This window comes from Duncaniella sp. C9, from assembly GCF_004803935.1.
Lineage (GTDB): Bacteria > Bacteroidota > Bacteroidia > Bacteroidales > Muribaculaceae > Duncaniella > Duncaniella muris.
The window spans coordinates 1,138,324-1,161,044 of sequence record NZ_CP039547.1; the positions used below are offsets into that span (position 1 = coordinate 1,138,324).

Here is a 22,721-nt window from a genome sequence, read left to right on the forward strand (position 1 = left end):
TCTATAAAGTAACTATGAAACAACCTTTGGCATATGTCCATCCGGCAGCGAAGATCCATCCGAGTGTAGTGATAGATCCGTTTGTCACTATTGATCAGAATGTCGAGATCGGTGAAGGTACTCGTATCGGTTCGAACGTTACCATCATGGAAGGCGCACGCATCGGCAAGAATTGTACAATTTATCCCGGCGCGGTTATCTCCGGTCCTCCACAGGACCTGAAGTTCCGCGGCGAGGAATCGGTAGCCATTATCGGTGACAACACCACTATCCGTGAGTGTGTGACCATCCACCGCGGCACAGCCTCCAAGGGCAAGACCGTGGTAGGCAGCAACTGCCTGATCATGGCCTACTGCCATGTGGCCCACGACTGTGTGATCGGTGACAACGTAATCATGTCGAATGCCGTACAGTGTGCCGGCGAGGTTGTGATCGATGATTTCGCAGTGATCGGCGGTGGCGCTCTTATCCACCAGTTCTGCCACATCGGTCCGCATGTGATGCTCCAGGGCGGCGCGCTTGTCAACAAGGATATTCCTCCTTATGTAAAGGCCGGCCGCGAACCCATCGCATATGCAGGTGTGAACTCAATCGGTCTTCGCCGTCGCGGCTTCTCCAACGAGACCATCCGCGACATCCAGGAGACCTACCGCTACCTCTACCTGTCGGGCCTGAACAACTCCGACGCTGTTGAGCGCATCGAGGCCGAACTGCCTGCCACCAAGGAACGCGATGAGATCATTCTCTTCGTGCGCAACTCAAAGCGTGGCATCATCCGCGGTTACGTATAAGAAAATCAGGGTGTGCTGCTGAAACTGGAAGGTCTGCTTCAGCAGCACACATTCTTTTTTAATCTAACACTCTCCCTCCTATGAGACTCCTTGTCTCGCTACTACTCATCACAGGCACTTCGGTTCCGTTTCAGACGGATGCCGGGGTGCCTTTTAACGGTCTTGGGGGCGAAGCCCTTATGCGAGGCATCTCTCGCGCTTGCCGCCCGGTGACTCTTGCCACCTTCAAGTCGCTTGATGGCTGTGTGGACGATCCTTTCAACGGTGCTCAGGTCATGATCTTGGACGGAAAGCTGCCCGACGGATATCAGTGGGGCAATCTCGTCTCTGCCCGATGGTGGAGAATGGTGCCGGATCTCTATGGCGATACCGTCAGCCGAGATCTCTACAATCTGCTGCCGCTCGGCAGCGATGTGGTGGAATGGCGCGCTGACAGACCGGTGGGAGAAGTGGTCACACCGTCATATTCCAACGCCCTCTGGAGCGCCGGCCTTGGACTGCTCGGAGGAGAGGAATTCGAGTGCTATTGGCCCCCGGAGGCTCTGAGAGGACGGCTGGCAAGAACTTATTTCTACATGTCGACGCTCTATCATGCCGATCTCTGGGCTCCGGAAGCCTATCTCATGATGAGCTCGGAGACCTGGCCGGGACTGAGCGGCTATGCGGCCGGAATGCTTGTGGACTGGCACAGATCATGGCCTGCCGGAGCTGATGAAATACGGCTTAACGAACTTGGAGAGCGTCTGCAGGGCAACCGCAATCCATTTGTTGATTATCCGGAACTTGCCGAGTATCTTTGGGGTGCGCACAAGGGCGAGAATTTTGAAATAGAAGGTGAGCCAAAGGCTCTCAAAGGCACTTACCGTCTGAGCGAAGAGCGGATAGATCTCTACTCTCCCTATATTCCCTCAGATGCAGTCTGGACTGTTGACGGACTCTCTGTAGACGGTGCCTGGGTGATGGCTTCCGGGCTTGGCCTTGGGATGCACCGCCTGGACTACAGTTCGGCTTCAAGCGGAGAACGCGGACGTCTGACCATTAATATTGTTGAAGGATGAAAGCGCATGGCAGAATTGAATCGGTATTCCTTCTTTGGGCGGGCCGTAGTGTCTGCCGAAGGCTACTGCCGGGCGTCGAAACGTCTTTTCGGAGCCTGTGCTGCCTGCTCGTGGCCATAGTCTTGCTGACAGCCTGCGACAAAGGATCTGACGGAGTTCGGCGCACCGATACTCCGGACCCGCCCGGAAGTGGGGAAGGCCCTGTAGGGCGACCGGATCCAGAACAGGGATGGGATTTTACGGCGGAGACCGCCGACGGCTGTCTGCGCTTCGAGGGCAGTGAGATGCGTCTGCGCATTGACCGTGGCGGAGTGCTGTTCAAGACACTGCCCGACGGACATGGCGCTGTGATTGATCTCGACAGCGGCCGCAGGGTGGAGTATTTTATCGGAGAAGCCGGAAGTGACTCGGTCTGCCGGCAGTCATGGGTGTCGATTGACGGTCAAAAGCTTGAAGGAGCCACCGTCAGGATGAAAAAACAGACCGCCGGGACGGTCTGGTGTCATGTGGATGTGGCCCGTCCGCAGAAGGGCTACATGCTTGTAGGGCTCCGCTAAGCAATGTTGCGGCGCATGGCTGTGACGCGCGCGGTCTGAGGACCGACCCCACAGAAAGCATTTGCGGGCTTTATTTCTGCATTATTCGGGCCATAGTGCGCTTGTCTTCGCGCTCTTTGATAGACTGGCGTTTGTCATATTCCTTCTTGCCGCGGGCTATTCCGATCACGAGCTTGGCAAGTCCGCGATCGTTGATGAAGAGGCGCAGGGGCACGATTGTGAAGCCGCTCTCCTTGCCGCTTTTTTCGATCTTTGCTATCTCCTTGCGGTTGAGCAGCAGTTTGCGGTCGCGGCGGGTGGCATGATTGTTGTAAGTGCCGTAGAAATACTCGGCGATATACATGTTTTTCACCCACACCTCACCGTTGTCCACATAGCAGAAAGTATCGGCCAGCGAGGCTTTGCCCTGTCGGATCGACTTGATCTCTGTGCCGGTCAGCACAAGGCCAGCGGTGAAAGTGTCACCTATGGCATAGTCGAAGGTGGCACGTCGGTTCTTTATGTTAATATCTTTTGAAATCACCTTAGTTTAACCAATTATCAAAGAGAAAAGAAAATAAAAAATATAGGGAGGCATCAGCACTCCGAGTATGGCTATGATCATGAATAAGCCTGTCTTTTCAGCCTTCACACCCATATAGCTTGCCCCTTTCCACTGGATCAGAGCCACATAGAACGGCAGGAAGAAAAGCATCACCGAAGTGATCGGCAATACGTTTATGATCAGCGAGATCAGAGCCACCAGGCCCAGGGTGTAGAGCACGAAAGTGTGGCTGCGGGCCTCGTCATAGCGCTTTTCGAGGGTTGGTTCGGCAAAAAGCGAAAGCGCGAACACACCGAAAAAGTAGCTCACGAAATAGACCAGGAAAGTCACGATCATTCTCATGAACAGAACGAGGAATTCGGCATGATGGTAGACCCCCTGCATGAACACACTGAGTGCCGCTATGGCTATCAGCGGATAGAAACCGCGCGAGGCTATCGACTGCGGATTGTCATCAGCGATAGCAATATCCTCCCAGCCGTTGCCCGGCGAGAGTATCAGTTGAAACAGATATTTGAGATAGCGGCGCATAAAAAATCGTGTTTTTTTGTGACAGACTACAAAATTACACAGAATCGCCGAAAAATCATCTCCTTTAGCCCCTAAAATTGGAAATCATTAATGAGGATGTGGCCGATGTTGTGTGAGGATATGATTGTGATGTGGTAGATGTTGTCTCGCAGGGCTGTTATGGGTCAGACTGCAAAACTCGGTTGAAGTGTTAAAAACTATCCGAGTGTGAAAATGTTTTGAGCCGCGGATTTCGGATGTCGGCACATTCCGGGCCATCCGGGGCGGTAAATCGGTGTCCTCCACCGGACACCACGTTTGTTTGAATATCTTTTTCCCCCCGACACCTGCGCGCTTTGCGCTGCGGTGTCGGGGGCTACTATTAAAACGGTGTCCTGCCGGACACCTGCTAACCACAGCCCCTCCGGAGTCCGTCCTGCCGGACACCCGCGCAGCCCCGTGCCATCCACAGCCCATCCGGAGTCCGCCCTGCCGTCCCCTGCCGTCCCCTGCCATCACCTGCCAGGCTGGAACCTGTCTTGTCTGACTCGCTACTGCCTGCGGATCAGTCCGGGGCACGTAGCGCGTACTGAAACCGGATGGAGATGTCCGTCAGGACATCGGTTTACTCATAGCCCGTGACACCACAGCGCAAAGCGCGCAGGTGTCACGGGTTTGCCATTCCCTCAGCATATGGTGTCCGGTCGAGGACACCGATTTACTGCCCCGGATGGTGTGTCAAAAAAAGATAAAAAGACGAGGTTGCGTCGTTTAGACCTGTTTCACATAAATGTATCCATTTTGTGATGACATAATAATTTGGCTTTGTCGCAAATTTATGATATTTTGCGACAAAGCCATTGTGAAAGTCAAAAGTAATCGATTGGGTATCGATTGATTATGATTGTGCTAAAATGCGAAAGGGATGCATTCCGATTTCGGCTCAGCGTTGTCTCCGAGGGTCAGACAGCGACTTTAAATGTCTTGTCCAATATGCGGACAATGTATATGCCGCCTGCGCCTAAGTCGATTTTGCGCTCCGTTCCTCGGTATATGCATATGCCATAGGAACTGTATATCTCTACAGTCTCATTATCGTCAGCTCCTTCGATATATATTGCCGAATCTTTACCATAGACTTTTATGTTGCTTGGAGTGAGCACGGGGGCGATGCCGGATATTCCGAGCTCGAATGTAGCGGTGATGTTAATGTTTTCTGCCACGGCGGCAATTGAAGCCTTGAACTCTTCAGGCTTAAAGTCGGCGCGGCTACCGTTTACGGTTACTTCCGCAATTCGGAAATTGTCGGCCGGCCGGATTATGATTTCAGCGGCTTCGCCCTCTTCAAATTCGCTTCTGTCTGTCTTCTGTCCGTTGATGGTGGCATTGCCGCGGGAGTTGTCATATTCGACTGATATGGTGAAGCGTTCGCCGGTAGTGGTATTGCTGAAATTTTTCCACACATTGGCTTCGGTATATGCTTTTCTTGATCCGGCCGGTACGAAGAGAGACGCTGTCTTGTATATTTTTGAATCGAAGATATTGTCATTGGTGCATACGGGCGGAGTCACGGCGTGTGAAATGATTTCGGAAAGGGTCTCGCATTTCTCGAATGCCGAAAAGCCGATTTTGGTGATTGTAGCAGGCAATTCGACTGTTTTAAGTGTTCCTCGGACAACTGATATAAGTGTCGCTGTCCTCGAAGCGCACGTAGCGGAGCGATTTGTAATTGTTAAAGGCTGTGTGGCGAATTGCATTGACCGGGTATGTCTTGCCTTCATAGTCGACAGTAGCAGGAATTAAAAGTGAAGTGATGTCACGCGATGTTGCGCCGGTTACCATAGCCTCACCGTTTTTCAAAGTGTAATTGATCCCATCTACAGTGAAGGCCATAGCCTGACCGGCTGTTGACAGCAGCACGGCTGCGGATAGAATCAGTCTGGTAAAAATCTTTTTCATTGGCCGATTCGTTCGAGTTTTGCTGTTATATTGTGTATTGTCGTGTATACTGTGTTCATGGAGCCTTTATTGTCTTGACCGTCGCACGGAGTTTGTGTCTTTCCATCGGAACTGAGCCAGAATTCGGCTCGTTTGGATGTCCAGGAGTAATAATATTTACTATATGCCTGATTTTCGTATGCTTGGCGAAACACATAGTAATAATGATACTGATACCCGATGGATGTATTGATCATGGTGTTGCTGTCGTCTGAGTGGTTATGGGCTTCGTTTATACATAGTGAATACGGATTGTCAGACACATATGCACTTATGCGCAGGCTGGCACGCTCTTCCTTGAATGTAATGGTCGATTCTCCGTCTGTCCGCTCTACATTGTCAATCCATGAATAATACCAGTCGTTGCCCTGTCTTTCCATGCCTTCGATGTTTGTGATCTCAATATCGCCTTCAGCGCCTACGTCGGCTTTGATGATAAATTCTTTTTTGTCGGGCAAGAGTCGTTCATCGGCGGAATTAAGTATTGACAGGCGGTATGTCCGGCTTTCGATTATATCATCTGTTTTAAACAGGTACTCGTTGCCAATGAAGGTTTTGCCGAAAATGCTATAGAAGGGTGCGGCGTAGTATGTCTTTTTGGGCTTGAGACGAGAGAGATATTGTTTTTTATGGATTTTACTTTCATTTTCTTCGGTCGATGTGGGCTTATATCGGCCGACTACTTCGCTGTTTTCGTCAAGGAGGACAAGACCTTCTTCCGCCTGTATGTTTTCGAGGAAAAAGTGCTTTTCGCGGTCATACTCCACGACTTTTTCGGTCTCCGTGGCGCCTTCTCCGACTTTGAAGCCGGAAATGCCGGGGAAGAGATGGATACTATTGTCGTAAAGATCTATTTTGGGGAATGAATATGTGTATTTCCCTAAGTCGCAGCCAAATAGTTTTGCAGCAACGTATATTTCGCTTTCTATCCCTATGTTGTTGCTGACCATCGGATTGATGCGATATAAATCATCTGACGAGAGCGAGGCGCTTGCCGAAAGCGTATATTTCGGAATCAGATTTATCCCTACACCGGTGGTTGCACTGTAGAGCCCCACAATCACTCCGGCTCTGAGTCCGGTGGATATTGAGCCGTCCAGGTCGATTTTTTGAATTCCCCAAGGACTTTCATCGCCGTTGTTTCCATCACCGTTACGGCGCGAGGATCTCCATTGGCCTGACGAATTACTGATTGTGAAGGCTGAACTGAACTCATGAGTCAAGGTCGATTCGAATGTGATAGACCCGGCGGCGGCTGCCTCGAAATATAGATAGAAGGTTACAGGAAAGACAACAGGTACACCTGCCACGAGAGCTTTGAGATTTGTTCTGAGTTGGCCTATGCGGATATCCTTATTAACCTCCGCCTTGCACTCGACTATAGATGAAACATTTAAGCCGAGCGTAGGCTCGATGTCAAAAGTCATTATGGTGCGTCTGCCACGCTCCTTTTGGATTGTCGCACCTATGTATCTGAATCCGTAATATACCTGGCCAAGGAACCTAAGATGGTTCCAGGCTGTGCCGTTGGAGACCGAAAGATCCAAATGCTGCCGTGTGATGAGGTTGCATATGCCGGCTCTGCTTCTGCTACTGCTACACTGATCGTCTGGATCATACTCTTCAAATTCGATCCGATTGCCATCTTGGTCGAAGACCTCTATTTCCGATATTTCGAGAGTGCCGTCGGCGGTTGAAAGGTTGAACTCTTCGGCAAACTGCGACAAGTCGGGCCACGAGCATGTGAGCATGATCGTAGGCGACAGTCTTACAGATCGCACTGTGGCGCCGAATCCGTCAGGGAATATCTCGCATTCGGGTATGACGATGATTGAAGCCTCCTTCGGGATTCTGCCGGCAGGTGTGCTCTGTTTGAGGCTGACATATATGGTGGTTGAATCCGGGCTATAGTCAATTGATTCGATATAGGACGCGAAGTCTTCGCCGAGATTGTGCACCGGGAGCACGTCTGCGCTATCAATGTCTGTTTCAGTGATATCTCCGGGCTTATCTGGTTCAGACGGCTCTTCAGTCGTGTTTTTGTCGCATCCAGCGAGTGCTGTTGTCAGTACAAGGAGAATTAGATACAGAAAATGTCGAGGGAGGGAGCTTGAAATTTTCATATGATCAGATGGCAAGTCATACTCATTCCCTGCAGACCTGAGACTATGTTTTTGATTGGTCCATAAAAATAGAAAAGACGTGGAATGATGTTCGGTTTATCTTAGTGAAGGCATCGCCAAACGCCTGATTCAGAATAAACAGTCCACTCCCACGCCATATCGTATACCGATACCCCTTGTCGGGGAGTGGATATGCGACAAGCAAGGGCGTTTTTGACTGCTTTATCCTCTGAATCTAAAAATTTGGCGAATTTTCACTAAAGGATGAAAGCAAAAACGCTTTTCCGTATGTCTGCGCAGTTTCAGTCGCGCACCGCAAAATTAATGTAAATATTTGAATCTGTCAAACGAAACTTCGTGATCACAGAAAAGTCCTGCTGCAAGGATTTTGCGGCAGGACTTCCAAGTAATTATTACGAAAAATGGCTTAAGAGAATCTTTGAAAGCCGGGGTGGGCTGATGTGTTGGCAGGTTGTATTGCCGGAATCAGAATGAGAACTGGGCGAGGGCTCCTACGCGGTGTCCCCAGCCGTGGGTGCCGTCGAAGTTCATGCGCTCCCCGAAGTTGGCTTCGGCTCCGAAGCTGATGCGGGGTGTGAGATACCAGAACAGATTGACGGCTCCGTAGAGTCCATATTTGTAGTCGCTGCCGGCGGCAGTTCCGTGATGGGGCAGGTAGCGGCCCTGACCGAAGGTGGCTGACATGAAGACCTGAGGAGTGAAGTTGTATTGCAGGCCGGCGAAGTAGCCCCATCCTGGCACGGTGTTGAGCTGTCCGGGTTTTTCGGGGTTGGCCACAAGGTCATATTTGCCAAGGAGAAAGTCGCCGCCGAAGTTTGAATATGAGCGGCCGCCGTTGACTGTGGCATAGACCGTGAGGGGATCCACCGGGCGGAACACGGTGCTGAACTGCAGACCCCAGCCCACTTTCTGGTGGTTGCGCGAATTGATCATGTCGCGGTAGGGTAGGAAACGAGTGATGGCTGAGAGGCGAATGTGTTGTCCGGTGAGCCATTCATACTGCACCATAGCCGCGATGTTGGGCATAAACTGGCTGCGGGCTGCGGTTGAGGTCCCGTCTTCCTGCACGGTCATGTCAGGAGTTTCCACGGAGGCTGCCACATAGATGCCGCTTTTGCGGAAATGATGCATGTAACGGACAAGCACATTTGTTCCGTCCATCTTCATGGTGGGGCCGCTGGCATCTATGGTCGGAGGCACGGCCGCGCCATCGCCGAAAGTGGATGAGGCATAACCGATGGTCCAGTCATTTATGGTGGCATAAGCTTTCTTAAGATGGAAGTCGCGGGTCTGGTAGCCGTTGAAATTGGCTTCTATGTAGAGCTGATAGTCGCCGAGGCGCTTGTTTCGGCCTATGACACGGAAAAACAGGGCGGTGCCGGCCGGACTTGATCCGATACGCTGTCGGTTTAGCTCGTCGCGCTGCGTAGGGATGAAGTAAGGCGAGAAACCGGGAGTGCCGGTGGTACCACCCCAGTCGAAATATCCTCTCATGCGCACCATGCCGCCTATGCCCATAGCCAGCTGTGAGTCGCGGCTCATGAACAGGAAGTAAGGAGCCTGCGGGTCCTGAAAACTGCGGAACTGGTCATAGTAGAAATTTTCTACAAGATTGCGGATCGAGTCGCTTTGCGGAGTCTCGCCCTCGCCGAAGAAAATTGGCTTGTGGTCTTTGACAAGAGCCTCGTGCTGCTCATCGGCCGGTGCGGTAGCCATTGCGCCGAGAGCGCATGCCGCCGAAAGCATGATAGCAGCTGTGCGTGTGATGAAATTCATAAGCTGAAACGGATTTTTGCTTTTTATAACATTCATCACGATTGCAAAGTTCATGCCGGGTTGGGCAAAATAGTGCAGAAATTGAAAAAAATCAAACCGAGATGTAACGTTGACACCAATTTTCCGTCTATATGATAAACGGACCTTTGAAAGGACCCGCAGAGACTGATGGACCGCAGCGAGTTTGAACGGATGGCACCCCGGCTGAGGGAGCGCATTGTCAGCATGGTTGTCGGCATGTCGGCTGAGGCTGACTCCGATATGGCTGACGATGTAGCTCAGGACACTCTTTTGAAACTGTGGATGATGCGGGATAAACTTGACAAGTACAGGAGTATAGACTCTCTGGCCTTTGTGATAGCCCGCAACCGTACGCTCGACCTTCTGCGCAGTTCCTACGGCAGCTCAACTGTCGGGATGGAGCATGTGGGCGACATCTCAGACGGAGTCTCGCCCGAAGAGACAGTGATTGACTCCGAGGAGACGGCGGGCGTGATGGAGATCATTGCATCGCTCCCTTCGGTGCAGCAGGCAGTCATCAGAATGAAGCATATAGAAGGCCTGGAGGTCGGGGAGATTGCCCGGCTCACCGGTTCTACGCCGGGCTCTATCCGGGTAGCCCTTTCAAGAGCCCGTCAGAATATCAGAGATATTTTTATGCAAAGACAGTCATGAAAGAAATAGATCAGAATAATGTCAGCCGCTATGTGGAGCGTTTTCTTGCCGGAGAGACCACCTCTGCGGAAGAGAGGGCGCTGTATGACTATTTCAGTCACGGCCATATTCCGGCTGAACTGGAGAGTTACCGGGAGATGTTTGCCTGGTATGGCTCTCTCAGTCAGGCTCCCGCAGCACCTGAACCCATAAGGCTGCCGAGACTGCGCCGCTGGCAGTGGACAGGAGTGGCCGCCACCGTGGCCCTGTTGCTGGGGCTCGGCTTTGTGTTCAGAATGCAGACCGCAGATCTGCCTGAAGAATACATGGCCTATGAGGGCAGTTACATCATCCGCGATGGCAAGAAGATCACGGACCTTCGTGTTGTCGTCCCTGAAATCCGTCGCAACGACCAGCTCGTCAGCGAGCGTCTGAGCCAGCTCGACCGATCGCTTGAAGAGGCGGAAGATGCTTTTGACAGAGCGCTGATGGAAGATTTTGACATGTCGGACCCTGATGTGGCCGAGGTGGTCAAGGCTTCTCTTAGCTATTGATTACTGCAATTCCTGAAGAGGGGATCATAAGTTACACCATACCTGAAACTCTATCGGATATGAAATTTCTAAGATATATTTTAATGGTCATAGTGATGTTCCCGGCGCTGGGAGCTATGGCCCAGAGCTCGATTGATGCGGCGATAGCCACGCTTCAGAAATCAAAATCTGTGACAAACGAGATTTTCTCGGAGAAACGTGATCCGTCGACCCGCGCGGTCATCCGCTCAAGCCGGATGTTTAACTTCGATGATGACAAGATGGCCGCCAAGATCAGGGACGCCATGAAGAAGGAGCGGTCAAAGGCTGTGGCCTTTCAGATGAAGACCACAAGCGGAGCCGAGGTCTATTCAATCTCTTTCGAAGACAGCAAGCATATGGCTATAAAATATGTGCTCATCAGGCAGCATCGCGGCGGATGGGTGCTGTCGGTCGACAAGGCCCGGCGCTCTTCATCGTCAAAAGACCGCTCTGACAGTGAGATCACTGACACTATCTGGTTTGATTCTATGCCGGCTCCTGGGAACTTTGTCCGCCAGATGACTTTCCGGACCGATGAGCCGGAGGATAGCCTGGTGGTTGACGCAGACGAATGTCATGCGGTAATCATTGTGACCACAGACATGCAGGACCCTGTGAATTCAAGTATTTGAGATTAGATATAGCGAAAGTCAAAGGACACGAAAACGGATTTTCAGCCGTGGTCGTGTCCTTTGATTATTTCCGGGCCGTCATGTCAGGTGACATGCGTGTGTCATGCCTGGGGCACTGCCGGAACCTGGGCCTTGGCTTCCCAGCCGAGGGCGCTTGCGCCAAGCACGGCGGCGTCGGCGTCTTTGAGCTCTGAAAGAAGAATCTGCACCTTGCCTTTGAATGCCGGATACATGTTTTTCTCCATTGACTCGCGCAGCGGACGCAGCAGGAGCTCGCCGGATTTTGCCAGACCTCCGAAGAGGATTATGGCCTGCGGCGATGAGAATACGGTGAATTCGGCAAAAGCCTCGCCGAGAATGTTGCCGGTATATTCGAAGATCTCGTTGGCAAGCTTGTCGCCGGCCACGGCTGCGTCATAGACATCTTTTGAAGTGATGGCTTCGATAGGAATTGTGCGCAGGGCCGAGGGCTCGGTGCGGATTTCAAGGAACTCGCGGGCGGTGCGGGCTACGCCTGAAGCCGAGCAGTAGGCTTCGAGGCAGCCGGTGCGGCCGCAGCCGCAGAGACGGCCGTTGTTGCGCTTCATGATGGTGTGGCCGAGTTCGCCGGCAAAACCGTCATGACCGTAGACGAGCTGACCGTTGATAACTATGCCGCTGCCTACGCCGGTGCCGAGGGTGATCATGATGAAATCCTTCAGACCGCGGGCTGCGCCGTAGGTCATCTCGCCGATTGCAGCGGCGTTGGCATCGTTGGTGATGGCCACGGGTATGCCGAACTTGTCGCTGACCATCTGGGCCAGGGGCAGGGGAGTGGGCCAGGGGATATTGACGAGTTTTTCGATCATGCCGGTGTAGTAGTTGGCGTTGGGTGCGCCTATGCCTATGCCGTGGACTTTGTCAACAGCGTCATTGGCCACAAGCAGCCGGGTCACTTCATTGTAAAGCTCGTCAAGATATGCGTTGACATCGGAATGTTTCAGCGTCTTGATGGAGGAACTGGCGATAACTACGCCACGTGCGTCGACGATGCCGAAAACTGTATTGGTACCGCCTATGTCGATACCCACTACGTAAGGTTTGCTCATTGTGATATAATGTGGGGGATTAAAGGATTAAAGATTTATATTTATAAATTGATTGAAGCACAAAGATAAGACAAATGGCGGATGTTTGGAACAAAATTCATGGAAATTTGCTAATTTTGTCATCTGATGGAAAATGAATTCGACATACATGACCGCGGCAGCGCCGACAAGGAGTATGAAAGAGCCTTGCGTCCGTCATATTTCGACGGCTTCAACGGTCAGGAAAAAGTGGTTGAAAACCTCAAGGTGTTCGTGCAGGCCGCGCGGATGCGGGGAGAGGCGCTTGACCATCTTCTGCTCTTCGGCCCTCCTGGTCTTGGAAAAACAACGCTCGCCGGCATCATTGCCAATGAGCTTGGAGTCAACTTCAAGGTGACTTCCGGGCCGGTGCTTGACAAGCCGGGCGATCTGGCGGGAATACTGACCTCGCTTGAGGAGAACGATGTGCTTTTCATCGACGAGATCCACCGGCTGAGCCGTGTGGTGGAGGAGTATCTCTACTCGGCTATGGAAGATTACCGCATCGACATAATGATTGACAAAGGCCCGGGCGCCCGCTCGGTACAGCTTTCGCTCTCTCCCTTCACCCTCGTTGGCGCCACCACCCGGTCGGGTATGCTGACAGCGCCGATGCGCGCGCGTTTCGGCATAAACTGCCATCTGGAATATTACAGTCATGAGGTGCTCGAACGCATCATACTCCGCTCGGCCGCACTCCTCGGAGTCAGATGCAGTGCCGAGGCGGCCCATGAGATAGCCATGCGCAGCCGCGGCACTCCGCGAATAGCCAATGCGCTCCTGCGGCGTGTGCGTGACTTCGCCCAGGTCAAAGGCAGCGGCGAGATAGATCCGGAGATTGCCCGTTTCGCTCTCGAAGCGCTAAATATTGACCGCTACGGACTCGATGAGATGGACCACAAGCTCCTGCTGACCATGATCCACAAGTTTGAAGGCGGTCCGGTGGGCCTTTCGACCATCGCGACGGCTATCGGCGAGGAGCAGGACACCATTGAGGAGGTCTACGAACCTTTCCTGATAATGGAGGGCTTCCTGCGGCGCACTCCGCGCGGACGCGAAGTGACATCGCTGGCCTATGCCCACCTGCATCTCAACCCGCCCTCGGCTATGGGGACGCTGTTCTGATCCCCTCCTGGAATATAAGAGGTTGTTTTTTAGCAGCCTCTAAAAAATTGTTACAGTCTCAAAAAAATCAAATTACCGCTCTGCAATAATGGCAGGAATCAAGTCACTGGCCAAGGATACGGCCATCTACGGACTGAGCAGCATCATCGGACGTTTTCTCAACTGGTGTCTGGTGCCGCTCTACACCCGCATGTTTCCTTCGGCCGAATACGGCCTTGTCACCTTTATATACTCCATAGTGGCGCTGGCGCTGATCATTCTGACCTACGGAATGGAAACCGGATTTTTCCGCTTTGCCAACCATGAGCGCTACAAGGACCCGATGGAGGTCTACTCAACCTCGCTGATCTCGCTTGCCGTCAGCTCGACGGCTTTCATGGCGCTTGTGCTTGCCGTGCTTGGCCCGGTCAGCGAGGCCATGCACTGCGCAGGAAATGAAACTTACGTTGTCATGATGGCTCTGACAGTGGCCATCGACGCATTCTGCTGCCTGCCGTTCTCATATCTGCGTTTCCGCAAACGCCCCATGCGCTTCGCTCTGCTGCGTCTGGTCAACATCGGACTCAACATCGGACTGAATCTGTTTTTCATACTCATCTGCCCCTGGCTCTGGACCCAGGCTCCCGGCTGGATAGCCTGGTTCTATGATCCTGATTTCGGCATCGGCTACATCTTCCTGGCCAACCTTGTCAGCTCGGCTGTGACCATGCTGTTGCTGCTGCCCGAACTCCGTGGCTTCAGCTGGAAGTTCAATCCGCGCCTATGGCGAGAGATGATAGCCTACTCCGCGCCGCTCCTGGTACTTGGCATTGCCGGCATCATGAACAGTACGCTCTATTCAATCCTCTTCCCGGAACTGTATCCCGATAAGGCCGAGGCCATGTCGCAGCTCGGCATCTATGGGGCCAATATCAAGATTGCCATTGTGATGGTGATGTTTATTCAGGCATTCCGTTTTGCCTACGAGCCATTTATCTTCGCCAAGGCTAAGGACAGAGGCGATGACCGCATGCAGAGCTACCGCGATGCGATGAAATACTTCGTCATCTTCGCTATGGTCATCTTTCTCGGAGTGATGTTCTACCTCGATATTCTGCGCCTGTTCATAGCCGAAAGCTATTTCAGCGGCCTCAAGGTGGTGCCTATAGTCATGATAGCGGAATTCTTCTTCGGGATCTTCTTCAACCTCTCGCTGTGGTATAAGCTCACCGACAAGACGGTCTGGGGCATGTGGTTCTCGCTGCTCGGACTGGCTGTCACTGTGGCGCTAAACGTACTGCTCGTGCCTCGCTTCGGCTATATGGGCTGCGCCTGGGCATCATTTGCCTGCTATGGCACCATGATGCTGGTGAGCTATTTGGCCGGACTTGTCAAATTTCCGATCGGCTACCAGGTTTCGCGCATAGTGTTCTATTTCGTCAGTGCGATAGCGCTGTGGTTTTTCGCCGAACTTATAGCCTTCGGCCACCGGCCCTGGCTCAACATGATCATACGCACCCCACTGCTGCTGGGCTATATTCTGATGGCCATGCGCATCGAGCATATCCGTTTGTCAGATATGCTCCCTCGGCGGCGCTGAAGGATGGCCGGCTCTTTCCGGCTTTTCATTCGTCAGATAGCGTGGCTATGCTTCTTCCTCCCTTGCAACAATTTATCTAAAAGATACACCACTCAGATTTTAACTCTTGTTATGAAACACCCTCTAAACAATTTCTTAGAGGTTGAGTGCCATTTCCATGTCATTTCCGGTCAGCCGGAGCGGGAGATGAAATTTTTGTTTGTCCGAATGGTGAGAAAACGCTAACTTTGCAGACGCATAATATTGCATTTTAACCAAAATCCCGATGAGCAAAGAAGACGTAACACACCGTGGAGTGATCGAATCGGTCGGCCGGAACTCGCTGACCATTCGCACCGAAGAAGCGTGTAAATGTGACGGATGTGCCATCACCGCCCTGTGCAACACCAAAGGTGGCGGCCATGAACTCCTGACCATTGACACTCCGCTTGCTTCGGACTTCAATCCTGGTGAACGGGTGGAGGTTACTGCCAGCTCAGGCTCTACACTGAGGGCCACGTGGTGGGCGCTGATTCTCCCGACGCTGATTTTCGGCGGCTCCGTGGTCGGTCTCCGGCTCGGTTTCCCGGAACTTGGAGGCTGGTCGCTCGCCATAGGTTTCGGCTTTCTGCTGCTCTATGATCTCCTGCTCTACCGCCTCCGCAGGCAATTGGCCCAGAAGATCAGCTGGAAAGTGACCAGGCTATAGTACTGATTAAAATATATCTGTTATACAGGCTCTTATAATTTTTTACCATGAATGTTGTTGTAACTTCCATTATTGTACTTGGGGTTATCGGAATTGTGGGCGCTGCCGTGCTTTACATTGTGGCCAAGCGTTTCCATGTTCAGGAAGATCCCCGTATTGACCAAGTTGAAGCCCTTCTGCCCGGCGCTAACTGTGGCGGTTGCGGACGTAGCGGATGTCGAGACTTCGCGGCCGCATGTGTCGGAGCCGATACGCTCGACGGACTTTCCTGCCCGGCTTCAGGCAGCGCGGTCATGAAACAGATCGGTGAGATTGTCGGACTGGCCGCCGCCGAGACCAAACCCAAAATCGCTGTAATCAAATGTAACGGCACCTGCGACCTGCGTCCGCAGATAGCCCGATTCGAGGGTGCGCCCACCTGCGCCGTGCTTGCCTCGCTCGGCACCGGCGAGTCAGCTTGTCCCAACGGCTGTCTCGGCTGTGGCGACTGTGTTACCGCCTGCCCCTACGGCGCTATGAAGATGAACCTCGAAACCGGTCTGCCGGAGGTGATCGAAGATAAGTGTGTGGGCTGCGGCGCCTGCGTCAAGGCCTGCCCGCGCTCCATAATCGAGCTCCGTTTCAAAGGCCCACGCGGCATGAGGGTCTACGTGGCCTGCTCTAACAAAGAAAAAGGCGCGTTGGCAATGAAAGAATGCAAGGTTGCCTGCATCGGCTGCACGAAGTGTGCCAAAGAGTGCACACACGAGGCCATAACCATCGCCAACAATCTTTCATATATCGACTATGAGAAGTGTAAGCTCTGTCGCAAGTGTGTGGACGTCTGCCCGACCCACGCCATCCATGCCGTGAACTTCCCCGTGAAGAAAGCCGCTCCCACAGCAGAGGTAAAACTGAAAACTGAAGAAACTCCCGCCTGAAACCATGAAACTCCATACGTTTAAAATTGGCGGCATCCATCCCGCCGAAAACAAGATAGCGGCCGGCAAGCCGATTGAAAATATGCCCCTTCCCGCCGAAGTAGTCCTTCCGGTAGCCCAGCACATCGGAGCTCCGGCAAAGCCTGTAGTGAAAAAAGGCGATAAAGTAAAGCGCGGCGACATGGTTGCCGAGGCCGGCGGTTTTGTGTCGGCTCCCGTCCACAGCCCCATTTCAGGCACCGTGGTCAAGATCGACGTCTGCCGCACCCCTCAGGGACTGCCCGTGGAGGCCATCTATATCAAGAGCGATGAGGCCGACCGCGAGGCTGACGCAAAGGCGCTCGAACAGCGCGAGACTCCGGCCCGCAGCGAAGCCGAAATTGCCGCGCTTGACGGCAAAGCCATCATAGACATCATCAAGAATGCCGGCATCGTGGGCCTTGGCGGAGCCACCTTCCCCTGCCACGTGAAACTGTCGCCCCCTCCCGGATCGAAGGCAGAGGTGGTGATCATCAACGCTGCCGAGTGTGAGCCCTGTCTCTCTTGCGACGACATGCTCATGCGCGAGAACCCGCGTGAGATTGTCAAGGGCGTGAGCCTTCTGATGAAAGCCGCAGGCGTAAGCCGCGGAGTCATCGCTATCGAAAACAACAAGCCCGAAGCCATCGAGGCCCTGACCCAGGCGGCTTCTACCGTACCGGGAATCGAAGTGATGCCCATGAAAGTCAAATATCCGCAGGGCGGCGAAAAGCAGCTCATCGAAGCTGTCATCGGGAAGGAAGTGCCCTCCGGCGGTCTGCCTATCGCAACCGGAGCCATAGTCCAAAATGTGGCTACAGCCTATGCCGTTTACCGTGCCGTAGTGCTCAGCGAACCGCTTATGGACCGCGTGCTCACTCTTCATGACGGCAACACAGGACGCAACCTGAGGGTGCCGTTCGGAACTATCCTCGCCACTCTGACCGAAGGCCTGGAGGAACCTGAAAAGATCATCATCGGAGGTCCGATGATGGGTCGTACAGCCTCTACGCTCCAGACTCCGATGATCAAGGGCACCTCAGGCATCCTGCTCGACAAGCGCTATGCCCACCGCCGCCCGGTTGAAAACTGCATTCGCTGCGGCCGCTGCTCCGACGCATGTCCGATGGGACTCGAACCCTTCCTGCTTGCCACTCTCTCTCGTCTCAAGGAGTGGGATGAGGTTGAAGCCAACAAGGTGGCCAACTGCATAGAGTGCGGATCATGCAGCTACGCCTGCCCCGCCTCGCGTCCGGTTGTCGACTTCGTCCGTCTGGGCAAACAGAAAGTCATGGCCGCCATGCGCGCCCGCGCAGCAGCCAAGAAGGCCTGACGCAGTGTCAGCGGCCTCGTATTTCACCCGAAACACCGAGGGCTTCTGGCAATAGTCAATGCCCCTCAGGTATAATGAATGAAAAATGTGCCGGATTTTTTGAATCCGGCACATTTTTTTGCTCGGCTTATTCGGCAAATATCCGTATCTTTGCACAAATATATCAACTTAACCATTAAAACAGATTCGTAATGACCCACATTTCTGACAGAGTGCAGGCGCTCGCACCATCGGCCACACTGGCCATGTCGCAAAAAAGCAACGAGCTCAAGGCTCAGGGTGTCGATGTGATCAATCTTTCAGTCGGCGAACCCGATTTCGAAACCCCGGCCCACATCAAGGATGCCGCAAAACGAGCCATTGACGAGAATTATACATTCTATACCCCTGTGCCGGGCTATATGTCGCTGCGCAAGGCTGTGTCTGAAAAGCTCTCGCGCGAAAACGGTGTCAGCTATGCTCCGGAGCAGATCGTGGTGTCAAACGGTGCCAAGCAGGCCCTCTGCAATGTGATCCTCGCCACCATCAATCCGGCCGACGAGGTTATCATCCCCATGCCCGCATGGGTCAGCTATGTGGAGATGGTGAAACTGGCAGGCGGCACAACTGTCGAAGTTCAGGCCGACATCACCCAGGATTTCAAGATCACCCCCGCCCAGCTCGAAGCAGCCATCACTCCGGCCACTCGCATGATACTCCTCTGCTCGCCCTCGAACCCCACCGGCAGCATCTATTCGCGCGAAGAACTACAGGGCTTGGTTGACGTGCTCGCAAAGCATCCGCAGATTCTTGTGCTGGCCGACGAAATCTATGAACACATCAACTTCACAGGATCTTTCACATCACTGGCATCATTCCCCGAAATCGCTGACCGCACCATCATCATCAACGGTGTCTCCAAAGCTTACGCCATGACCGGCTGGCGTATAGGCTACTGCGCAGCTCCCCAGTGGCTTGCCAAGGCTGTCACCAAACTCCAGGGTCAGTACTCGTCAAACGCATCATCTATCGCGCAGAAAGCCGCCGAGGCTGCCTACACCGGTTCGCAGCAGTGTGTGGCTGAGATGAACAAGGCATTCGAACGTCGCCGCAACCTTGTGGTAGAGCTCGCCTCGCAGATCCCCGGACTGAAAGTCAACTGCCCGCATGGCGCCTTCTATCTCTTCCCGAAGTCAGCGCATATATCGGCAAGACCACTCCCGAAGGCAACACCATCGGCTCATCGGCCGACTTGGCCATGTATCTCCTTGAAAAAGGCCACGTTGCAACAGTCGACGGCGGCGCTTTCGGCATGGAAGGCTACATCCGTCTGAGCTACGCCACTTCCGACGACAATCTGCGCGAAGCCATGCGCCGCATCGCCGCCACACTCGCCACACTGAAATAATCCATATCCGTTAGAGCTTGTTTTTAAACAGCCTCTTAAATCAAACATACACTAAAACAAACCCATTGTACATGGACTTTATAGAAGAACTCTCATGGCGCGGCATGATCCATCAGATGATGCCCGGCACCGACGAGCAGCTTAAGAAAGAAATGACCACAGCCTACCTCGGCATTGACCCGACGGCTGACTCTCTCCACATCGGCCACCTTGTGGGCGTCATGATGCTCAAACACTTCCAGCGCGCAGGCCACAAGCCCATCGCGCTCGTAGGCGGCGCCACAGGCATGATCGGCGACCCCTCCATGAAGAGCCAGGAGCGCAAGCTTCTCGACGAAGAAACCCTCCGCCACAATCAGGAGGCAATCAAGAACCAGCTTGCCAAATTCCTCGACTTCGACTCCGATGCGCCAAACGCAGCCGAGATGGTCAACAACTATGACTGGATGAAGAATTTCAGTTTCCTTGACTTCATCCGCGACGTAGGCAAGCATATCACCGTCAACTACATGATGGCCAAGGATTCAGTGAAGAAGCGCCTGAGCGGCGAATCACAGCAGGGCATGTCGTTCACCGAATTCTCCTATCAGCTTTGTCAGGGCTATGACTTCCTCCACCTCTACAAGGAGAAAAACTGCCGTCTGCAACTCGGCGGTTCCGACCAGTGGGGCAACATAACCACCGGCACAGAACTTATCCGCCGCACAGCCGGAGGCGAGGCCTACGCACTTACTTGCCCGCTGATCACCAAGGCCGACGGAGGAAAATTCGGCAAGACCGAAAGCGGCAATGTGTGGCTCGATCCGCGCTACACCTCACCCTACAAGTTCTACCAGTTCTGGCTCAACGTTTCTGACGCCGATGCTGAAAAATATATCAAGATATTCACTGAACTGACCCGTGAGGAGGTTGCCGCTCTCGTCGAGGAGCAGGCCCAGAATCCCGGCGCACGTCCGCTGCAGAAGCGTCTGGCCAAGGAAATCACCACAATGGTACACTCGGCAGCTGACTATGAAGCCGCCGTCGAAGCCTCGCAGATTCTCTTCAGCAACCATGCCGGCGAGACCCTCCGCAAGATCGATGAAGCCACTCTGCTTGCAGTGATGGAAGGTGTGCCGCAGTTCGAAGTGCCCCGTTCGGCCATCAGCGAAGGAGTGAAACTTGCCGATCTGCTGACCGAGACAGCCGCCGTCTTCCCCTCGAAGGGCGAGATGCGAAAAATGGTCCAGGGCGGAGGAGTCAGCATCAACAAGGAGAAAATCTCTGATCCCTATGCTCCCGTGACTGCCGACATGCTTCTCAACGACAAATACATCCTCGTGCAGCGCGGCAAGAAGAACTACTTCCTGCTCCACGTGGCAGACTGACAATCCGCCCCTATGAAATGACGTTTTTTTAAGAGGAGTGTTGCATAATCACCTCTAAGCGCCATTCAAGATTATTACTGTCTGCTAAATTATAAAAAGATAAGTCCGGCTTCTTGAAAGAAAAAGAAGTTGGGCTTGCTTTTTATATTATTGCTGTCCGATAAAAGTCTATGCAGGAAATAAAAACCGGTATGATGTAGGGGTCATCGCGACTTTGCATCATACCGTTTAAACAATAGCATTCAATTAAAATAGATTACATGAGCTATCTATAGCTAAGCTTTATTGTCCAAATGTTTTTATCTGTTATTCTCGTATAATTATCTGTATGCAAAATTACAATAACATTATGCGTCTGAACATACCTAAATATGGGTAATTTTCTATTATTTAGGTGTCTGTTCTAATTGAAAACAATTAGTGCGGGCCGATTTCAGGATGTTTCCGGCAGCAGATAGTTGGCGCTGCGTCTTCCTTCTTCGCATCAGCCGGACTGGATGTGGCGTTTTATTCTTGCATCTTTGTCTGGCTTCATTACCGCGCGAATGCGTTGCAGCCTCGCTGATGCTCGGAGAAAGCGCCAGCGAGGCCGTATTTTTGACGTTTTTAGAAAGAATTTTTTGAAGAAATCTGCTCCGCGAGAAAAATATTCAGCCTGGATGCTTGCGGATTCGGGGAAAAGTAGTACCTTTGCAGCCGGGTAAGTCCTACACGACCAGCTCCCTGAGAACTCCGCCAGGTCTTGATCGAAGCAACGGTATCAGGTTGTAGCGGTGCGATGTAGTAAGCTTACCCTTTTTTTTGTGCCCTTTTCAGAACTTTACAACCAGTTCGGCACACACTTTATCTCCGTCGCCTACAGGCACCACGGCATCGTGGTGATAGAAATACTTCTCATAGCTGAGGCGCAGATCGCAGCGCACGAATTTATAAATGTAGCTCAGAGTACCCCCGACTGTCACACGGTTGCGCGCGGCATAGTCAGTGAAAAGTTTCCCTTCGTCATTTCTGTTACCGCTGCTGTAGGCAGTCATTCCGTCGAATCGGGCCTGGACCGAGGCGCGGTTGAATATGCCTGCTTTTACAGGAAAACCGTAGTCGGCAAACACATTGTAGCCGTGAGCAGCCTTGTGGGCCTTGTTGGTGTAGTGCTTGTTGAGATACTCGCCCTCAAGAGTGAGACCGCCGTGGGTCCATGTCACGGAGCCCGTGAGCGAATTGATGCGCACAGAGTCCGGGATAAGAGTCTCGGCACCGGCGGCGATCTTTACCTCGCCGATTGTCCAAAGGGCTTTTCCGGCAAAGGCCATCTCTTTCACCCACACATTATGGTCAGCCATCGAAGTGGGGTTGAACGCTCCGGCTTCAAGGCTGAGGAGCGATGATCCGCTTGTGGGAAAGGTATAGCTCAGCTTGGCTCCGACACCGCGCACGTTGTTCATTATGCCGCCGATAAACGAGTGGTTTGAGAAAAAATATGTGCCCGGTCCGCGGAAACAGTCGGTGCCGAAAGGCAGGCGGAACTGTCCGCCCTGCAGGCGCAGGCGCTTGGTAAAGCTGACACGCCCCCAGGCATCGAGGATCTTCATTTTGCCCTGGTCGCAGAAGTCGGTCTGGATATAATAGTCGATAGGCTGGGCTATCTCTCCGGAAATAGACACGCGGGCATTGCGCACCGCAAAGCGGTTTTCGCCCCCCTTGGTGTCCATCTCCCAGCGGGCGCGGACTGTGCCGTGGATTTTGGGGACAAGATTAACCTTGTCTTTGCTGACTTCGTCAGATTGCGGCTGAGTGCCGGACTGCTGGTTTTCAGCGGCAAGACTTTTCTGAGATGATGCCAGAAAGGCAACGATGGCAAGAGGGAGGCAGAGATGTCTGATGTGTAGTTTCATTAGTCAGTGTGAGGATAGAGTCTGAATGATGCGGGTTTATGAAATTTTTCTTTAGAGAAGTCAGCCT

General features: G+C 52.9%; 20 protein-coding genes, 1 other RNA gene and 1 pseudogene. 14 read left to right on the plus strand and 8 right to left on the minus strand.

Annotated features, from left to right (window positions below; genetic code table 11):
* Window positions 1-14: 14 nt before the first annotated feature.
* The 3 genes from lpxA (at window position 15) to E7745_RS04585 (ending at window position 2,406) form a co-directional block, all read left to right on the plus strand.
* Window positions 15-791, plus strand: a complete 777-nt coding sequence (gene lpxA / locus E7745_RS04575; RefSeq protein WP_107033167.1) for an acyl-ACP--UDP-N-acetylglucosamine O-acyltransferase — start codon at window positions 15-17, stop codon at window positions 789-791.
* Between the two features lie 80 nt (window positions 792-871).
* Entirely contained in the window at window positions 872-1,849 is a 978-nt protein-coding gene (locus tag E7745_RS04580; RefSeq protein ID WP_136408398.1) for an endonuclease, read from the plus strand.
* Between the two features lie 110 nt (window positions 1,850-1,959).
* Window positions 1,960-2,406: a hypothetical protein gene (locus E7745_RS04585; RefSeq protein WP_168182005.1), complete on the plus strand. Its 447-nt coding sequence runs from the start codon at window positions 1,960-1,962 to the stop codon at window positions 2,404-2,406.
* Window positions 2,407-2,476: 70 nt separating this feature from the next.
* Here the strand turns inward: E7745_RS04585 and smpB are convergent, their stop codons facing one another.
* The 6 genes from smpB to E7745_RS04615 all read right to left on the minus strand — a co-directional run bounded on the left by smpB (window position 2,477) and on the right by E7745_RS04615 (window position 9,378).
* The gene (gene smpB, locus E7745_RS04590) at window positions 2,477-2,929 is read right to left on the minus strand and encodes an SsrA-binding protein SmpB (protein ID WP_107033170.1); all 453 of its coding nucleotides are present in this window, start codon (window positions 2,927-2,929) and stop codon (window positions 2,477-2,479) included.
* Window positions 2,930-2,935: 6 nt separating this feature from the next.
* The gene (locus tag E7745_RS04595; RefSeq protein WP_124075928.1) at window positions 2,936-3,481 is read right to left on the minus strand and encodes a hypothetical protein; all 546 of its coding nucleotides are present in this window, start codon (window positions 3,479-3,481) and stop codon (window positions 2,936-2,938) included.
* 941 nt (window positions 3,482-4,422) lie between these two features.
* Window positions 4,423-5,109 carry a hypothetical protein gene (locus E7745_RS04600; protein WP_107033172.1) on the minus strand — a complete coding sequence of 229 codons (687 nt, stop codon included), beginning with the start codon at window positions 5,107-5,109 and terminating at the stop codon, window positions 4,423-4,425.
* Window positions 5,110-5,119: 10 nt separating this feature from the next.
* Window positions 5,120-5,419 carry a hypothetical protein gene (locus E7745_RS04605; RefSeq protein WP_107033173.1) on the minus strand — a complete coding sequence of 100 codons (300 nt, stop codon included), beginning with the start codon at window positions 5,417-5,419 and terminating at the stop codon, window positions 5,120-5,122.
* Window positions 5,416-7,581: a hypothetical protein gene (locus E7745_RS04610; RefSeq protein ID WP_124075927.1), complete on the minus strand. Its 2,166-nt coding sequence runs from the start codon at window positions 7,579-7,581 to the stop codon at window positions 5,416-5,418. Before E7745_RS04610 ends, E7745_RS04605 begins: the two co-directional genes overlap by 4 nt.
* Window positions 7,582-8,067: 486 nt before the next feature.
* Complete coding sequence (locus tag E7745_RS04615) at window positions 8,068-9,378, minus strand: hypothetical protein (RefSeq protein WP_124075926.1); 1,311 nt, start codon at window positions 9,376-9,378, stop codon at window positions 8,068-8,070.
* A gap of 168 nt (window positions 9,379-9,546) precedes the next feature.
* Here E7745_RS04615 and E7745_RS04620 point away from each other — a divergent pair, with 168 nt between their 5' ends.
* Genes E7745_RS04620 through E7745_RS04630 form a run of 3 tightly spaced genes read left to right on the plus strand, consistent with a single transcriptional unit; the run spans window position 9,547 to window position 11,239 of the window.
* Entirely contained in the window at window positions 9,547-10,053 is a 507-nt protein-coding gene (locus tag E7745_RS04620) for an RNA polymerase sigma factor (protein WP_107033176.1), read from the plus strand.
* Window positions 10,050-10,586 (plus strand): hypothetical protein, encoded by a 537-nt coding sequence (locus tag E7745_RS04625; protein ID WP_107033177.1) that lies wholly within the window; start codon window positions 10,050-10,052, stop codon window positions 10,584-10,586. Before E7745_RS04620 ends, E7745_RS04625 begins: the two co-directional genes overlap by 4 nt.
* Before the next feature lie 59 nt (window positions 10,587-10,645).
* Entirely contained in the window at window positions 10,646-11,239 is a 594-nt protein-coding gene (locus tag E7745_RS04630) for a DUF5024 domain-containing protein (protein ID WP_123398827.1), read from the plus strand.
* 101 nt (window positions 11,240-11,340) lie between these two features.
* Here the strand turns inward: E7745_RS04630 and E7745_RS04635 are convergent, their stop codons facing one another.
* Window positions 11,341-12,327, minus strand: coding sequence for an ROK family protein (locus tag E7745_RS04635; RefSeq protein WP_107033179.1), 987 nt, complete (start codon window positions 12,325-12,327; stop codon window positions 11,341-11,343).
* 126 nt (window positions 12,328-12,453) lie between these two features.
* On the opposite strand from E7745_RS04635, the gene ruvB reads away from it, so the two are divergent.
* The 8 genes and pseudogenes from ruvB to ffs all read left to right on the plus strand — a co-directional run bounded on the left by ruvB (window position 12,454) and on the right by ffs (window position 21,560).
* Window positions 12,454-13,470 (plus strand): Holliday junction branch migration DNA helicase RuvB, encoded by a 1,017-nt coding sequence (gene ruvB, locus E7745_RS04640; RefSeq protein ID WP_107033180.1) that lies wholly within the window; start codon window positions 12,454-12,456, stop codon window positions 13,468-13,470.
* Window positions 13,471-13,558: 88 nt separating this feature from the next.
* Window positions 13,559-15,049 carry a lipopolysaccharide biosynthesis protein gene (locus tag E7745_RS04645; RefSeq protein WP_172480111.1) on the plus strand — a complete coding sequence of 497 codons (1,491 nt, stop codon included), beginning with the start codon at window positions 13,559-13,561 and terminating at the stop codon, window positions 15,047-15,049.
* 265 nt (window positions 15,050-15,314) lie between these two features.
* A complete protein-coding gene (locus E7745_RS04650; RefSeq protein WP_123398824.1) occupies window positions 15,315-15,737 on the plus strand; it encodes a SoxR reducing system RseC family protein in 423 nt (140 codons plus the stop codon).
* A 47-nt stretch (window positions 15,738-15,784) separates the two neighbouring features.
* A complete protein-coding gene (locus E7745_RS04655) occupies window positions 15,785-16,657 on the plus strand; it encodes an RnfABCDGE type electron transport complex subunit B (protein WP_123398823.1) in 873 nt (290 codons plus the stop codon).
* Window positions 16,658-16,661: 4 nt separating this feature from the next.
* Window positions 16,662-18,008 (plus strand): electron transport complex subunit RsxC, encoded by a 1,347-nt coding sequence (rsxC, locus tag E7745_RS04660; protein WP_123398822.1) that lies wholly within the window; start codon window positions 16,662-16,664, stop codon window positions 18,006-18,008.
* A gap of 191 nt (window positions 18,009-18,199) precedes the next feature.
* Window positions 18,200-19,395 (plus strand): annotated as a pseudogene (locus tag E7745_RS04665) (pyridoxal phosphate-dependent aminotransferase).
* Between the two features lie 71 nt (window positions 19,396-19,466).
* Window positions 19,467-20,762 (plus strand): tyrosine--tRNA ligase, encoded by a 1,296-nt coding sequence (gene tyrS, locus E7745_RS04670; protein WP_107033186.1) that lies wholly within the window; start codon window positions 19,467-19,469, stop codon window positions 20,760-20,762.
* Window positions 20,763-21,460: 698 nt separating this feature from the next.
* Window positions 21,461-21,560: signal recognition particle sRNA small type (gene ffs / locus E7745_RS04675), an RNA gene on the plus strand.
* Between the two features lie 14 nt (window positions 21,561-21,574).
* Here the strand turns inward: ffs and E7745_RS04680 are convergent.
* Window positions 21,575-22,654 carry a porin gene (locus E7745_RS04680; protein WP_123398820.1) on the minus strand — a complete coding sequence of 360 codons (1,080 nt, stop codon included), beginning with the start codon at window positions 22,652-22,654 and terminating at the stop codon, window positions 21,575-21,577.
* Between the last annotated feature and the right edge of the window lie 67 nt (window positions 22,655-22,721).